The 15,547-nt window shown below is 43.7% G+C and carries 11 protein-coding genes; 5 read left to right on the forward strand and 6 right to left on the reverse strand.

Annotated features, from left to right (window positions below; genetic code table 11):
- Positions 1-299 precede the first annotated feature (299 nt).
- Both MKS89_RS05400 and MKS89_RS05405 read right to left on the reverse strand, forming a co-directional pair.
- Positions 300-2,261 (reverse strand): glycoside hydrolase family 3 protein, encoded by a 1,962-nt coding sequence (locus MKS89_RS05400; RefSeq protein ID WP_235862475.1) that lies wholly within the window; start codon positions 2,259-2,261, stop codon positions 300-302.
- Positions 2,262-2,956: 695 nt separating this feature from the next.
- The gene (locus MKS89_RS05405; RefSeq protein WP_072961789.1) at positions 2,957-3,844 is read right to left on the reverse strand and encodes an AEC family transporter; all 888 of its coding nucleotides are present in this window, start codon (positions 3,842-3,844) and stop codon (positions 2,957-2,959) included.
- Between the two features lie 164 nt (positions 3,845-4,008).
- Between MKS89_RS05405 and MKS89_RS05410 the strand changes: the two genes are divergently transcribed.
- The 3 genes from MKS89_RS05410 to MKS89_RS05420 all read left to right on the forward strand — a co-directional run bounded on the left by MKS89_RS05410 (position 4,009) and on the right by MKS89_RS05420 (position 6,187).
- Positions 4,009-4,365 carry an AraC-like ligand-binding domain-containing protein gene (locus tag MKS89_RS05410; RefSeq protein WP_072961786.1) on the forward strand — a complete coding sequence of 119 codons (357 nt, stop codon included), beginning with the start codon at positions 4,009-4,011 and terminating at the stop codon, positions 4,363-4,365.
- A gap of 14 nt (positions 4,366-4,379) precedes the next feature.
- Positions 4,380-4,967, forward strand: coding sequence for a helix-turn-helix transcriptional regulator (locus MKS89_RS05415; RefSeq protein ID WP_072961783.1), 588 nt, complete (start codon positions 4,380-4,382; stop codon positions 4,965-4,967).
- Positions 4,968-5,173: 206 nt separating this feature from the next.
- The gene (locus tag MKS89_RS05420; RefSeq protein WP_072961781.1) at positions 5,174-6,187 is read left to right on the forward strand and encodes a carbon-nitrogen hydrolase family protein; all 1,014 of its coding nucleotides are present in this window, start codon (positions 5,174-5,176) and stop codon (positions 6,185-6,187) included.
- Between the two features lie 110 nt (positions 6,188-6,297).
- On the opposite strand, the gene MKS89_RS05425 is transcribed toward MKS89_RS05420, so the two are convergent.
- The 3 genes from MKS89_RS05425 to MKS89_RS05435 are packed head-to-tail and all read right to left on the reverse strand — an operon-like array spanning position 6,298 to position 8,862.
- Entirely contained in the window at positions 6,298-6,426 is a 129-nt protein-coding gene (locus MKS89_RS05425; RefSeq protein ID WP_072961778.1) for a DUF2474 domain-containing protein, read from the reverse strand.
- 33 nt (positions 6,427-6,459) lie between these two features.
- Positions 6,460-7,467, reverse strand: a complete 1,008-nt coding sequence (gene cydB / locus MKS89_RS05430; RefSeq protein ID WP_072961777.1) for a cytochrome d ubiquinol oxidase subunit II — start codon at positions 7,465-7,467, stop codon at positions 6,460-6,462.
- 30 nt (positions 7,468-7,497) lie between these two features.
- The gene (locus MKS89_RS05435) at positions 7,498-8,862 is read right to left on the reverse strand and encodes a cytochrome ubiquinol oxidase subunit I (RefSeq protein WP_072961774.1); all 1,365 of its coding nucleotides are present in this window, start codon (positions 8,860-8,862) and stop codon (positions 7,498-7,500) included.
- 166 nt (positions 8,863-9,028) lie between these two features.
- On the opposite strand from MKS89_RS05435, the gene MKS89_RS05440 reads away from it, so the two are divergent.
- Positions 9,029-10,456 (forward strand): aminotransferase-like domain-containing protein, encoded by a 1,428-nt coding sequence (locus tag MKS89_RS05440; protein ID WP_072961822.1) that lies wholly within the window; start codon positions 9,029-9,031, stop codon positions 10,454-10,456.
- A 209-nt stretch (positions 10,457-10,665) separates the two neighbouring features.
- Complete coding sequence (gene cysI / locus MKS89_RS05445) at positions 10,666-12,363, forward strand: assimilatory sulfite reductase (NADPH) hemoprotein subunit (RefSeq protein ID WP_072961772.1); 1,698 nt, start codon at positions 10,666-10,668, stop codon at positions 12,361-12,363.
- A gap of 144 nt (positions 12,364-12,507) precedes the next feature.
- On the opposite strand, the gene MKS89_RS05450 is transcribed toward cysI, so the two are convergent.
- Positions 12,508-14,721 carry a glycoside hydrolase family 6 protein gene (locus MKS89_RS05450; protein WP_072961769.1) on the reverse strand — a complete coding sequence of 738 codons (2,214 nt, stop codon included), beginning with the start codon at positions 14,719-14,721 and terminating at the stop codon, positions 12,508-12,510.
- Between the last annotated feature and the right edge of the window lie 826 nt (positions 14,722-15,547).

Consider the following 15,547-nt stretch of genomic DNA (forward strand, 5'->3'; position numbering starts at 1 on the left):
ATTGATGGCCGGTCTCAGTAACTCTGTATATCCATCATACGAGTCAGGTGATGATGAAAAATCAGCACGAGTGAATGCTTTATATACAAAAAGTGATAATGTTGCGCGATGGGGGGGGGGGATTCTTGGCGCGGTGTCTGCTTAGCAGCGAGCGTTTATGGACAATGAGCGTGCCAGCGTTCATCTCCGCAGACTCCTGATGCGTCAAGTGCTGATCAACTTAACGCATCAAATTTTTAGCAGAGCAGAACCTGTGGATTTGCAAGGTGGTCGGTTTTTGATTTATCCGGCATATAAAATCATTGGCTCATGCCATAATGAATGGGAAAGAGTGGGTGATCGGAATCATGCGGTTTGGCCGAATCTTGTGATAAGACCGCTTGCATCGTTCTTGGTAACTCGAATGGTAGCTTCGCGGTATAGTTCTTATCAGATATTAATCGTTGCAATAGAACCTCATCACTGACACCAAAGTTGGCGATTAAGGCATTCGCGTCGTCTAAAACATCGGTTAAAATTGCCGGACGATCTAAGTAAATGGTCACAATCGTTGGCACATGCTGCTTGGCTTTTTGAATCGCGAGATAATCTTCACTATCGGGTTTAAAGTCCAATGCGCCTTCATGATGTTTTTTGCCGAAATAATAATTCTTATGCGGTCTTTCAAATGGTGTTGAGGTTCTTAAAAGTGCAAGATCCGCATTTTGTAACTGATCAACAACCTGAAAGCCGTATTTCTCTGCAACGTCTTTATGAATGCCGTACAACCATACTTTGATACCGGTCTTGAGCGGCAGCACATGGTCATTTTTTAATAAAACAAGGGATTTAAACTGAGCGGTATTCGCTAAAGTTGAAAACTGTTTGTTGCCAACAATCTCATCTGCTTTTTTTGCATCCACATATGGGTTCTCAAACAAACCGATGTTGAATTTTTGGTTCAAAATACGGAGCACTGAATCATCCAGTCGTTTTTCCGATATTTTTTTATCTCGTACTGCATTGACTAATATTGCTGAATCAACGACACCACCAAATTGATCGACACCGGCATTGATAGCTTTTGCAAACCGATCTTCAACGGAGAGATTTTCAACACCCCAAGGCATCCCTCTCGGTAGGATTTTTTCTCCCGGTTTAAATCCGTTGATACAATCTTCTTTACAATCTCTGGTGATTAACCAATCGCTTAAGATCACGCCTTTAAACCCGTAAGTCTCACGTAATAGATCTTGTAATAAAAAACGGTTATATCCTGCACCGACTTGTGGTATTTCTTTTCCATTGTGGGTGACCCCTTGTAGGATCGAATAGGTTGGCATGACGCCTGCCGGATTGGCTTTAAATGCTTCGATAAAGGGGGCGATATGTGTATCTAACGACGTTGACTTAAAGTCTGCGTATTTCCCGTAAGCGTTATGACTATCCCAACCGTCTTTTGCAGCACCATAACCCACCCAATGCTTCACGATGGTCATCACACTATTTTTATTGAGGCCTTGTGAGCCAGACTGCATACCCGTGATATAGCTTCGGGTCATTTTGCCGACGATATCCGGGTCTGCACCAAACGTTCCGTTAATCCGGGGCCAACGTGGTTCGCTCGCAATATCCGCTTGGGGAGATAAAGCTTCTGTAATCCCTACCGCCCGGTATTCTTGTCGGACAATATTGGCGTATTTTTCCGTCAATGCTTCATCATTAATGGCTGCCATTCCCAGTGTTTCTGGCCATTTGCTGAATTTACCGGAAGCAACGGACGCACCTTCTAAATATTGGAATGAGTTTCTTGGATCTGAACTTATCGTGATTGGTATCCCTAAACGAGTTTTTTCAGCAATCCGTTGTAAGCGATTGTTTTGTTCTGCCAGATGGCTGGGAACCTTACCTTGTAGTCTGGTGATAAAATGAGAAACATGATTGTTTTTAATTAGTTTTGTTGCTTTCTCTTGGTCATAACTTTCACCCCGGCCTAATATGCCTGAACTGGGCGCAGAACCATGCATCATTAATCCTGCTTTCTCTTCTAGTGTCATTAAAGACAGTAGATTTTTAGATCGTTTTTCTGTGGGGAGTCGCCAGTCTTCGTATGGGTCAAGCTGTCCATTTTTATTTAAATCTTTAAAGTATTGACCATCAATATTTAATGTTTTGACGCTATTGCTACCTAAATAAATATCTGTATTCGCGAAAGAAAAGGTAGGAAATATGGAGAACACTAAAGAGGTTCTAAGTAGCCAGTTGTGCTTCGTTATCGTCATGGGATACATCTCAGAGTAGTTTCACTTTTATTATTGGTTTTAATAATATCAAATGTCTCATCGACAGAAACCATGTCGATTTTTAAAAGTGTGAACAGTGTTTATCAATCAGTGAAATTAAAAAAATCAATATACAGTTATTAATTTTTTTATATAACAAACATTAAATTTATTGATTATTCTATCCACAACAATGAGTGTCTATGATTGATCCTGTATCTATTTCATCGTACTAGTGATGTGTTGTTTGCTTTAACGGAGGGGGAGATTCACCATTTGTTTTCGTCGCGTAGCACTGATGAAACCATGGGCAACGCTAATGAAAAAGCTAGGGGCTATTGACCTTTCGTGATGGTTTTTGCAGCAATTTGTCGTGCATTTAGTCAAGGCAGGTCATGTGAAGTGTAGCGATCTACATGAACTATGACCTAACGCTGGATAAATGAGCGACAAATGCTGCCCAGAGGGTTCATCTGAACGTGTCTTGCTCTTTGTTACGGGTCATTTGCTTAGGATAGCTAAGCGGCATGCCCCGCGCCGCGATCAATACTCGTTCAGATTGAACAAAATTCAACCACGAAAGGTCAACAGCCCCTAGAGACGACGGGAAAATTGATCTCACCGTAGTCCCTTAAGATGGCCACGAAAGGATTTCAATGATGAGATCCGATGGCAGGCTGTTGTGATGGTTACAGTTATAGCAGTGCTAATATGATTGGTATTGAAATAGAAGAGAGAAGTACGCTGAGTGTTACAATCGCTGAAACTTCTTTTACATAGATATCATATATATTACTGATAATAATACAGATCGAACCAATTGGAATAGCATTAATTAAAACTAATGGGACATAATACTCGGGTCTTAATGACGTTAGTTTTAAAGAATAAAGCGTCACAATAGGTAAAGCGAAATTTTTAAAAATAACAAAGCTGATGATTTTCCTATTAATTCTTATTTTAACCTGCGACAATATAACACCTGTAGATATAAGTGCTAATCCTGTTGTGCAACGGCCAATTTGGTCGAGAGAAAGCATGAAAAATTCGGGTAGGTTTATTTTTAGAAGAATAAGTACAATTGCCAATATTGGCGTTATGATTATAGGTTCCAATATCAAGCTTTTATAAGAAAATTTCCCACCTTTATGGCGAGAGAATATTGTGAAAACAAAGGGGAGGACAATTAAGTTCTGTGCAATTCCTGTTGCCGATATTGTTATTATTGTCTTGTTATTTAATATTGGCGTTAGAATGGGTAGTCCGTAGAATAAAACACCAGGTAGAGCGATTAACATCGCAATAGTCATTGATAGGATTTTATCTTTAAATATAATTAAACTAATTATATAACTTGATAGCAGTAAAAAAGCGATGAGCAGTATAATATTAGTTGAGTTGGTAATTAATGAGTGAAATTTATTGCTATCTATGAATAACATGCCATGAAATATAGACGCTGGCAGTGTAAGTTTTATTATAAGTTTGTTGATACTTGCATTGTTCTTTGAATCTAGTATATTTGTTTTATTTGCAATGAATCCAAACAAGACTGTAATAATTATTGATAAAGTAGACTCCATTTTTCCTACATCTCAGAGATCAGCATAAAATAGTTACTGAGATTCTAATGTATATATAGTCAGTTGTCTTTAATTTACATGTCAGATTTTTTATTGACGGTGCTAAAAACGATGGACTCATTAGGAACTAGGTTTGGGGCTATAGTTGAGGTGGAGAGGATTGAATGAAAAAGCATTTAACGACATTTGGTCTTTCTGAGAAAGCTAAACTCGCGTATTGGCAAGATATCGTGAATGAGCACTTTGTTCAATTAACCTGCCGAGTGGGTGTGTCTCATACACTGATGGACTTCAATGCTGAACTGAATTGTAGTCGCTTGCATTGTATTGATCTACTAGAGGTCATTGCCTCGGGGCAATCTGTTACGCGTCCTCCCAAACGCTTTCATGAAGATGATTATCTGTTACTGACATTGCAACAAAAAGGACAGATGGAAATTACCCAAGACGGGCGACGCACAGTCTTATCCCCGGTGAGATTGGTATATACGATAGTCGGAGACCATATTTTATCAATCTGAAAGATGATTTCCATATGTGTACATTGAAAATACCTTTTGATGTTCTTGATATAAAAAATTTTAAATCCAATCAGGTTACAGCAAAAAAAATTGACAGTCATTTAGCAATTAATTATGTCTTTACTCATTTCTTATCGAGTTTATTCATGATGCCATCCCCCCAAGATTATGGCGAAGAGAAAAAGATATATGACAGTTTTAATGTAAGTCTGAATGAATTCTTATCGTATAACGCCCGTTCGGTTTTTGGTCAGGTTATCGATGACACTGAACTCAATCTACATAAAGTAAAAGATTATATAAATGCCAATCTAAGTCGTTCATCACTCTCGATTGACAATATATGCAAAGCATTGGGTATGTCTCGGAGTTCACTATATCGATTATTTAAAGATGAATCACACAATATATCTGATTATGTTTGGACACAGCGTGTGAATAAATTGAAGTCTTTATTGGAAAGCCCTATTCATCGAGGGCAGACGATTACAGAACTATCATTTTGCGTCGGTTTTTCAAGTAGTTCACATGCCAGCGTATTGTTTAAAAAGCATTTTGGTGTAGCACCGTTAAAATATAGAGCGATGGTCCAATCTAGTTAATTATTCTGGTCTATTTACTATCGGTTTAATGTCCGAGTTATTGGATAATTAACTTATTTGGTGCGGTGTGGTTTATTCTGGTTCAGAACGATGATTCTATACACGCATCTAGTACGAATAGAAATATAATTGAAACACTGAATAAATTAAAAAAACAAACCCTTGATACGATAACACTTGAATGAGTGATATAGATCGAGGGATTTATGGATTATAAGTTTACTGGTAAATTTAAAGTCTGTGCAGTACAAGCTGCACCTGCATTTCTGAATATTGAGCAAGGGATTGAAAAAGCCATTGATTTGATCAAAGAAGCCGCTGGAAATGGAGCCCAATTGATTGCCTTTCCTGAGGTATGGCTGCCGGGATACCCGTGGTACATTTGGTTAGATTCGCCAGCAGGCTGGTCTAAATATGTTCAGCCCTACTATGAAAATTCCTTAAGTGTTGAGAGCGAGTTGTTTGACAGACTATGTCAGGCAGCGAAAACATATCAGATCCATTTAGTGATGGGATTTAGTGAGCGTGCCGCCGGCACTTTATACATCTCTCAAGCCTTTATTGATAATCATGGTCAGTTATTAGGTGTTCATCGCAAGCTGAAGCCAACGCATGTCGAACGGGCAGTTTACGGAGAGGGTGATGGCAGTACACTGAAAGTCTATCACACGGATTTGGGCAATTTAGGCGGGCTCTGTTGTGCCGAGCATCTTCAACTTTTCAGCAAATATGCACTCTATGCTTGTCATGAGCAGATTCATGTTGCGTCTTGGCCTAGTTTTTCTTTATACAAAGGTCTTTCGATGCAATTGAGCGCGGAAGCGAACTGCGCTGCCACTCAGGTTTATGCTTTAGAAGGCCAAGCATTTGTGCTCTCTCCGTGTGCGATTGTTAGTCAAGAAATGCTCGACATGCTATGTGACACTGAGCAGAAAAGATCACTGTTAGATATTGGTGGCGGTTTTGCTCAAATCTATGGGCCTGATGGTGCTGAGCTATGTGAGTTTCTTGACGATAAAACTGAAGGTCTCATTTATGCCGAGATTGATTTGGCGAGCATCGGTGTGGCTAAAGCTGCTTACGATCCGGTCGGACATTATTCTCGTCCTGATATTTTTTCCTTGCATATTAATCGAAATGTCACTGAGCGAGTAAAAACGATCGGCTCGGTTACGACTACGGCAAATATTGAAGAAAATGAATCATATGTATCTGAGTGATAACCATCGGTGAGTGGTTTCAGTTTTGACAATGACTCATGGCGAATATAGATATCCCCGTCATCCAGTGAATGACGGGGATATTGAGTTTAAGCACGACACAAAAGAGTTTAAGACTTGAATCCTGCGGCAGTCATTAACAGACGAAAGCCCATCGATACGGCCCCTAATGCCACCACACTCAGCGCCCAGATGCCAATCATCCAAGCCCATTGTTCAATGCCACGTTTGATCTTCATATTCAGCCCCCATGATTGCTGAGTCGTATTCGGTTAGTGGTACGCTTCACCTTCTTTCACTTTGCCGGTGAAGACCGAGTAGCTCCAGAATGTGTAAGCGAGGATCATCGGTAAAATCGAGACAGCGCCGTACAACATGAAGCGCTGGCTACTGGCCGGTGCCGCGGCTTCCCAGATAGAAATATTCGGTGGAATGATATTTGGCCAGATACTGATGCCAAGCCCGGCAAAGCCAAGGATGATGATGATCAGCGCCATCACGAACGGACTCCGTTCTTGGTGCTTTTTAACGGCATCGGCCATTTTCAAACAGGCCAGACCGGTGATGACCGGAATCGGCAGCAAATAGAACAAATTCGGTGTTGAGAACCAACGCGTCGCAATTACCGGAAATTCAAGGGGGGTCCATAGACTAACCATCACCAGCGCTCCGACGACTGCAAGCAGAGCTTTATGGGTGAAAGCAAACATCGAGCGTTGTAACTCACCTTCAGTTTTCATGATGAGCCATGTACTGCCGAGTAGGGCATAGGTTGCGACCAGTGCGAAACCGCAGAAAATCGGGAATGGGGTGATCCAATCCAGCTGTCCGCCGACGAAAACGCGGTTTTCAACATCAAAGCCCTGAATCACCGCCCCGACCACGATCCCTTGGAAGAACGTCGTACCGATTGAACCGACCATGAATGAAAGATCCCAAAATTGCAGATGGTTTGCCACCGCTTTAAATCGAAATTCAAAGGCGACACCGCGGAAAATCAAAGCAATGAGCATCAGTGTTAATGGAATCGTTAACGCTTCAATAATCACCGAATATGCGAGTGGAAATGCACCGAACAGTGCTGCACCGCCAAGCACAATCCAAGTTTCGTTGCCGTCCCAGACCGGGGCGACTGAATTGACCATCACATCTTTGTGTTTTTTATTGTTGACAAACGGCATCAGGATACCGATTCCGAGGTCAAAGCCATCCATTACAATGTACATCAGGGTGGCGAACACGATGATCGCGAACCAAATCACAGAGAGATCAAAATGCATATTTTTACCTTAATTACTTAATTTGTGAGGCTATATCCGACCAGAAATGGTGTTGATTTCATGATGCTCGTGGTCTTCTGCATCCGGGCCTTGTTTGATTTGGTGAACCATATAGTAGTAACCAAAACCAAATACCGCGCCGTAGACCACAAAGAAGCAGAGCAGGCTGATACTCATCTGTAAATCACCATGCGCTGATACCGCATCTCGCGTTCTCTTCAGTCCATAGACGACCCATGGCTGACGACCAACCTCCGTGGTGAACCATCCGGCTAATATCGCGATCAGTCCTGTCGGCCCCATCACAATCGAAAACTTGAGAAACCAAGGTGTGGTATAGAGTGTCTTTTTGTGGCGTAACCACAAGCTATAGAAGCCTTGTAAAATCATCAGGATACCGAGGGCAACCATGACTCTGAATGACCAGAATATGATCAGGGAATTGGGACGTTCATCTTTGGGGAAATCTTTCAGGGCCGGAATTGGCTTTGTCAGACTATGGCGTAGAATTAAGCTGCCTAATACCGGGATCTCCAGTGCATAATCGGTCCGCTCTTGTTCCATATTGGGTAAACCAAAGAGAATCAGCGGTGTCGGTTCTCCGCTGGCGTTAGACCAGTGGCCTTCAATCGCTGCGATTTTAGCGGGTTGATATGCCAACGTATTTAAACCGTGCATATCGCCAATCAGTGCCTGAATCGGCGCAACAATAACGAGCATCCCCAGCGACATTGAAAACATTTTTTTCACCGCAGAACTCGATTTGCCTTTTAGAAGGTGCCATGCCGCAGACGCTCCGACGAACAAAGCGGTACTTAAAAATGCGGCCACACCCATGTGGGCTAATCGGTAGGGGAATGACGGGTTGAAGATCACGGCAAACCAGTCAACGGGCACCGCGCGACCATCAATGATTTCATGGCCTTGTGGCGTTTGCATCCAGCTATTGGATGCCAGAATCCAAAAGGTTGAAATGATTGTGCCGAGGGCAACCATTGAGGTTGCAAAGAAATGTAGCTTGTTACCGACACGGTTCCAGCCGAATAGCATCACACCGAGAAAGCCGGCTTCAAGAAAGAATGCGGTCAGCACTTCATAGGTCAGTAGCGGGCCGGTGATACTGCCGGCAAAATCAGAAAAACCGCTCCAGTTGGTGCCGAATTGGTAAGCCATCACCAAACCAGACACCACGCCCATACCGAAGTTGACGGCGAAAATTTTCGACCAGTAGTGATAAAGAGTTTTGTAATCCGGATTGCGGGTTTTGAGCCATAAACCTTCAAGCACGGCAAGATAGGTTGCTAAGCCGATGGTAATGGCGGGAAATATAATGTGGAAGGAAACAGTAAAAGCAAACTGTATCCTTGCCAGCATAAATGCATCGAGACCAAACATAGATTTCCTTTGAGCTGAATATTATTTTTCTTTGCTATGTTAATCGTTGGCCGGGGTTGAATGTAGATACAGAAAAAAACATAAAACTATAACAGTTAAAAATTTTAATTGTTATGATTAGTCGCAACGGTTTACAATAAAAATGGCTTACACCGGAGGTTGCGTTTTGGCAAAATATCAAGAGTTGGTCGATCAACTGAAACGACAGATTCAGTCCGGCATCTGGAATCCGGGTGACAAACTACCTTCATTACGTAAGCAGTCTGAATACACGGGTGTCAGCTTAATGACCGTACTTCATGCCTATCAGTTACTTGAATCTCAGGGGTGGGTGGTGTCGCAGGCGCGTTCGGGATACCGGGTTGCCCCCAGAGTCAAAACCAAGCATGTTCAGCCCCCCCACGCTGCGGTCTCTTCAATAGAAAATGTTGATATTAACGAGTTTATCTTTGAGGTGCTTCAGGCCAGCAAAAATCCGCAGTTAGTCAATTTCGGGTTTGCTTACCCCAGCCCTGATTTATACCCGCATCACCATGTGACGCGCGCATTTTCGAGTGCGGCACGCAATATGCCAATTTCCAATACATTCAATAATTTGCCACCGGGCAATGAGCAGCTCAGACAACTGATTGCGAAACGTTATGCTGCGCGAGGGGTTGAAATCTCACCGGATGAAATTGTCATTACCGCCGGAGCATTAGAAGCGCTTAATTTGAGTTTGCAGGCCTGTGCATCCGCAGGCGATTGGATCGTGGTTGAGTCGCCGACATTTTATGGCGCGCTACAGTCTTTGCAGCGTTTGGGGTTAAAGGTGCTCTCAGTCAGAACTGATCCGGTCACGGGGATTGATATTGATTCTCTGGAGAGTGCGTTACAAACACATCCGGTCAAAGCATGTTGGTTGATGTCGAATCACCAAAATCCGCTCGGGTTTACATTAACCGATGAAAAAAAGCAGCGGATTGTTGAAATCTTGAATCGATACAATGTTGCTTTGATTGAAGATGATGTATACAGCGAGCTCTATGCGGGCAGTGAACCGATGACCTCAATGAAAATGTACGATCACACCGGTAACACCATGTTATGTTCATCGTTCTCGAAATCCTTAATCGCGGGGTTGCGCATCGGCTGGGTTGTGGCGGGCAAAAGAGCGCTTGATATTCAGAAGCTGCAATTGATGAGTACCTTTGCTACCAGCGCGCCCATTCAAATGACGCTGGTTCATTATTTAACCAGTCGCAACTACGAATTACACCTTAAACAGTTACGCAAAAAACTGGCTGAGCGCAAAAACAAAGTCACAGAACGATTAAGAGAACAGCTCCCCCAAGCGGTGAATATCATCAGTCAGAAAGGGGGATATTTCATCTGGCTCGAACTGCCCAAACAGCTTGATGCAACTGATATATATCATGCGGTATTAAAAGAAAATGTCAGTATTGCACCGGGGAAAATGTTTGGTTTGAACGATCAATATAATCACTGCATCCGGCTCAATGCATCTTTCGAGCTTGATCACCAGCGAATGAGAGCGTTGGATATTCTGGCGAGCAGTATTGTCATGCAAATCAACGGTGCTCAAACTCAATAAACCGTCATTATCTTTGCGCGTAAAAACGGTACGAAATCGCACTTCATTCTTTCATATTTCATTTTGTCATAAAAATAGCCGCTGTTATGCATTTTAAACAGCGGTCTGTATCTATGCCTGTCTCATCGTGATAGTGATAATTTCTAGTCAATAGGACCGACCTGAAACTGAAAGTCCACACATTAAAATAAAGAAGTGATGGAGTGACGATGAGCAAAGAGAAACTCTCAGATAACGAACGTTTGAAGAGTCAAAGTAAGCACCTGCGTGGCACAATATCAGAAGATCTTGCCAATCCGATAACCGGTGGTTTTGAAGGCGACAACTTTCAACTGATTCGCTTTCACGGCATGTATCAGCAGGATGACCGAGACATTCGGGCGCAAAGACAAAAACAGAAACTGGAACCTTTGCATACGGTGATGCTTCGTGTTCGCCTTCCCGGTGGGATTATTACCCCGCAACAGTGGCTGGGCATTGATGCGTTTGCCAGTTCGCATACCGAGTATGGCTCGATTCGGGTGACCAACCGTCAAGCGGTGCAACTGCATGGGGTGTTGAAACATCATATTAAACCGGTTCATCAACTGTTAAATACCCTTGGGTTAGATTCTCGTGCCACGGCAGGGGATGTGAACCGTAATGTTCTGTGTACTTCTAATCCGGTCGAAAGTGCCTTACACCAACAGGCTTATGATTGGGCGAAAAAAATCTCAGAGCATCTGCTGCCAAAAACCAATGCTTATGCCGAGCTCTGGCTGGACGGTGAAAAAGTCGCCGTTGCGGAAGAGCAAGAAACGATTCTCGGCGGGAGTTACTTACCGCGTAAATTCAAAACAGCCGTAGTGATTCCGCCGCAAAATGATGTCGATGTGCATGCCAACGATCTGAGTTTTGTCGCGATAGGCGATAACGGAAAACTCATTGGCTTTAATGTGCTGGTCGGTGGCGGACTGGCAATGACTCAGGGTGATGCATCTACTTATCCACGTAAAGCCAGTGAGTTCGGTTTTATTACACTTGATGAGACGCTGGCCGTTGCTGAAGCGGTTGTTGCCACACAAAGAGACTGGGGCAACCGCTCCAACCGGAAAAATGCCAAGACCAAATATACGTTGGATCGTGTTGGGGTGGATGTGTTTAAGCAAGAGGTGGAAAAACGGGCCAGTGTGACCTTTGCGGCGGTCAAACCTTATGCGTTTACCGCCCGTGGTGACCGTATCGGTTGGGTTGAAGGTGTCGATGGCGACCATCACCTGACATTGTTTATTCCAAGCGGACGTTTGATTGATACCGAAGATAAACCGCTCAAATCAGGCATGGCAGAAATTGCCAAAGTACATCAAGGCGATTTCAGACTCTCTCCGAACCAGAATGTCATTGTGGCAGGTGTGCCGCAAGACAAAGTTGAGGTGATCGATAAAATCGCTCGTGAATACGGTTTGATTGATCAGTCGGTGACCGAGCAACGGAAAGCATCAATGGCTTGTGTGTCATTCCCGACTTGTCCGCTTGCGATGGCTGAAGCAGAACGCGTGTTACCGGATATCTCGGCATCCATTGACCAGATCATGCTGAAGCATGGTTTAGCCGATCGTGCTTTTGTATTTCGGATTACCGGCTGCCCGAATGGGTGTGGTCGTGCCATGTTAGCCGAAGTGGGGTTAGTCGGCCGGGCTGTCGGCCGATATGACTTCTATATCGGCGGTAACGTTGAAGGCACCCGAATTCCTCGGCTCCACCAAGTGAATCAACCGATTGAAGAGATATTGACTACGCTGGATCAATATATTGCTCGTTGGGCAACGGAGGGCGAGCCCGATGAGGCATTGGGTGATTTTGTAATCAGAATCGGCTTGGTCAAACCCGTCCTGAACTCGACCATTGATTTCCATCTCGTTGACTAGACAGGATTGGCGATAAAAGCTGCGCTGTAACCGTTTCAACGTGGATGAAGTAAAAAGCCGGATCCAGCGACAGGATCCGGCGGTTGGGTTTATCTGACTGACCGAAATAGCGTCGGTGTTCAGATGGGGGATATTGGATTGACCTTACTCAGCTGGGGGACCTGCTGGCTGATCAACCGGTGGATACGCATTTTCCAACAGGTATTGGAACCCTGCGGAGTACCAGCGGCCTGCGTGTGGCGCATTATCCATCGCCCCAGTAGGGAGTGGTGCAGAAGTGCTCATTTTATCTGGGTCACACATTGCATCGTATTGCTTCGCTGGGTCATCCGGATCAGGCTGGAAGTCTGGTTCAGAGATACCATCGGATTCACCCGGTGGTTTCACCCAAACAAAAGCATCAACGCCGGCATAAGGGTCAGCCCATGGTTTGTAGCCAATACCACTCGGTTGGTTACACCAGTTACCACGGTGATAACGACGATCGATCCGTGATTCATCGACATAAGTGTTCTTATCCGATGAAGTACTGACATGTGTTGGTCGTTCAGGACCACCCCAGCCGTTGCGACCCGTATCAATCAACATCCCGATGGTGGTTGGTGCTCCTTTGGTTATCATCCGTTTACGGAATTCAATCGCATAGTCTTTCTCATCAAAGTTCGGGTTCCATTCATAGAAATCGGCACTTCGAATCGGGCCTCCACCGACATTCTTGTCTGGATTTGGAAGGTAGGTTTCAACCAACGGACTGTAGTTGGCGGTATTGGTCACGAAACCAGCAACACTATTCCAGCTTGCATCAGTGCCTTTGATCACGTTGGAAATCAGTGTAATTGCCGGATCAAAGTTACTATCCCAGCCTAGCCAACCTGAGTGAGCCGCATCAATGTATGAATACACGTTTTTGATTGGTGCGAACTTATTCAGTGCGTAGGTGATCCCTTCACGATAGCCGCCAGGGCCATTTGCTTCTGCACATTTTGGAATGTCCAGATTGGTGACGAGGTTTGGCAAAGAGTCAATCTCGATAACCGCAGCAATACGGATGCTCTGATATTTCGGATCGGCAAAGATTTCTGCAATTGGGTCGATAAACTCATTTTTATAGCGAACGATGTCGCCTCTGGAAATGAGCAACTCACCATTCGATGCCAGAGCTTTACAGTCACGGTTTGGTAAGTCATATACCACCACAGTGAACAGATTCGCGCCTTGTTCGAGAGCTTTATCTAAGTGTGCCCGCAGACCCATTTTGCTGTCTGTCCCTTCAATCGCACCAATGCGATCGAGCCAGACCCCTGTGTTTTGGTCAGCTATCGCGCTACCGCCCGGTTCTGCTGCGGCTAATGCAGACCACTCAGGGTTGACATACCAAGTTGCATCACGGAATGGGTTGTCCACACGTTCAACGGTTGGCGGGACATCATCATCGGTGACATTGACGGTTTTGACGATTTTGCTGGTATCCATGCCGTCGCTGACAATGAGCGAGACCGTATATTTACCGGGATCGGCATACGTGTGTGATGTGCTGACACCGGAACCGGTTGCGCCATCACCGAAGTCCCAGATATAGGTGAGAACATCGTTATCCGCATCGGTTGACGCAGACGCATCAAAGTTAACCAGTAACGGTGCTTGTCCGGATGCCGGTGTTACGGTCATCGCTGCTACAGGTGGGGTATTGCCGGATTCGGTCGTGACATTGATCACCACATTGGCCGTATCGACGCCTGTGCCATCACTGACGGTTAGTTTCGCTGTGTACTCACCGGGTTCAGTGTAGGTATGTAGTACATTTTTGCCTGTACCGGTTTCACCGTCACCGAAATCCCAGACGTAGGTTAACGCATCCCCGTCAGCATCGCTTGAGCCACTGGCACTGAAGCTGACTTCGAGTGGTGCAATACCGGAGACCGGTGTCGCATCAGCAACTGCGTCAGGTAAGTGATTTGGTGGTGGGGTGTCGCCGCCAGTACAGGTTGACCCCATTAACTCGACATTTGCGGCACTGGTCGCGTTACGAGTTCCCATAAAGTTAACAGCCAAGCTTTGGCCTTGTTTAATGGTTCCGTTCCACTCTTTGTTCACAATGTAATAGGGGTTATTCCCTGAAAGTTCGCCACTCCAAGATTGTGTAACCGCCACACCGGCTGGATATTTCATCCCGACTTGCCAGCCATTAATATCGGCACTTTCGTCATTCGTGATGGTGACAACACCTTGAAATCCACCATCCCATTCATTGGTTAATGAATATGAACAGGATGCAGCTTGTGCACCGATTGACGACAATGCCGCCCCCAATGCAAAGACCAGCGGTAACAACCGGAGTTGTTTCTGCCTTTTTCTCATTTCTAGCCTCCTACGGTTAGTTTTATACATATTTTTTTAATCCTCCTGATTAAGGATTTCTTTTTATTGCTACTGATTAAAATGTTATTTATAAGAATGGGTGACTAATAAATATTCATACTATTTGGGTCTAGATGGCACTCGTATTAGCGTCAAGAAATCACGATAAAATAATGTGAATAAATTTATTTATTGTGAGGTTATCCACGAAATAAAGAGTGATGAATAAGTAAATAGTCAGGTTTTTAAAGGTGAGATATGGAATTGAAATAAAATTTCAATTATTGATTTTTATTTTTTAACTTACTGATTTTTAATGTTTTATTTTTTTATTATTCTCATTATGTTTTTTGGTTTTTTTTATTTAATGTGTTGTATTTTAAAATGATATTCATAGCTAAATTAATAATTTGTAAATATTATAATATGACATGCTATATAATGATGATTTGTTTAATTATCAGGAATTTTTTGGAGTTTGTTGTAAGTAAATATTCCATGTATTTGGAATGATGATCACTGAGTATTTTAATTTTTATGAACTATCATTGTGCCCTTTTTAAATAAAAGCGAAGATGGGGTAGAATATTATTTATGCAATTAGTTTGATATTGAATAACTCGGTTCATTGGATCATTTTTCAGGATGGTCACTAGGGGCAGTTGACCTTTCGTGGTTGAATTTTGTTCAATCTGAACGGGTATTGAGCGCGGCGCGGGGCATGCCGCTTAGCTATCCTAAGCAAATGACCCTAATGAAATGTTTGGGTTTGGTCGTGATACGAATGGCGTTCAATGATTTTCTCTGGGTCGGCGCTGCATTTCAT

Origin of the sequence: Vibrio gazogenes, assembly GCF_023920225.1 — a bacterium.
Taxonomy (GTDB): domain Bacteria; phylum Pseudomonadota; class Gammaproteobacteria; order Enterobacterales; family Vibrionaceae; genus Vibrio; species Vibrio gazogenes.

Coding starts and splice junctions, on each gene's coding strand:
- MKS89_RS05400 (WP_235862475.1), bottom strand. CDS start 2,261: ATGACGATAACGAAGCACAACTGGCTACTTAGAACCTCTTTAGTGTTC.
- MKS89_RS05405 (WP_072961789.1), bottom strand. CDS start 3,844: ATGGAGTCTACTTTATCAATAATTATTACAGTCTTGTTTGGATTCATT.
- MKS89_RS05410 (WP_072961786.1), top strand. CDS start 4,009: ATGAAAAAGCATTTAACGACATTTGGTCTTTCTGAGAAAGCTAAACTC.
- MKS89_RS05415 (WP_072961783.1), top strand. CDS start 4,380: ATGTGTACATTGAAAATACCTTTTGATGTTCTTGATATAAAAAATTTT.
- MKS89_RS05420 (WP_072961781.1), top strand. CDS start 5,174: ATGGATTATAAGTTTACTGGTAAATTTAAAGTCTGTGCAGTACAAGCT.
- MKS89_RS05425 (WP_072961778.1), bottom strand. CDS start 6,426: ATGAAGATCAAACGTGGCATTGAACAATGGGCTTGGATGATTGGCATC.
- cydB (WP_072961777.1), bottom strand. CDS start 7,467: ATGCATTTTGATCTCTCTGTGATTTGGTTCGCGATCATCGTGTTCGCC.
- MKS89_RS05435 (WP_072961774.1), bottom strand. CDS start 8,862: ATGTTTGGTCTCGATGCATTTATGCTGGCAAGGATACAGTTTGCTTTT.
- cysI (WP_072961772.1), top strand. CDS start 10,666: ATGAGCAAAGAGAAACTCTCAGATAACGAACGTTTGAAGAGTCAAAGT.
- MKS89_RS05450 (WP_072961769.1), bottom strand. CDS start 14,721: ATGAGAAAAAGGCAGAAACAACTCCGGTTGTTACCGCTGGTCTTTGCA.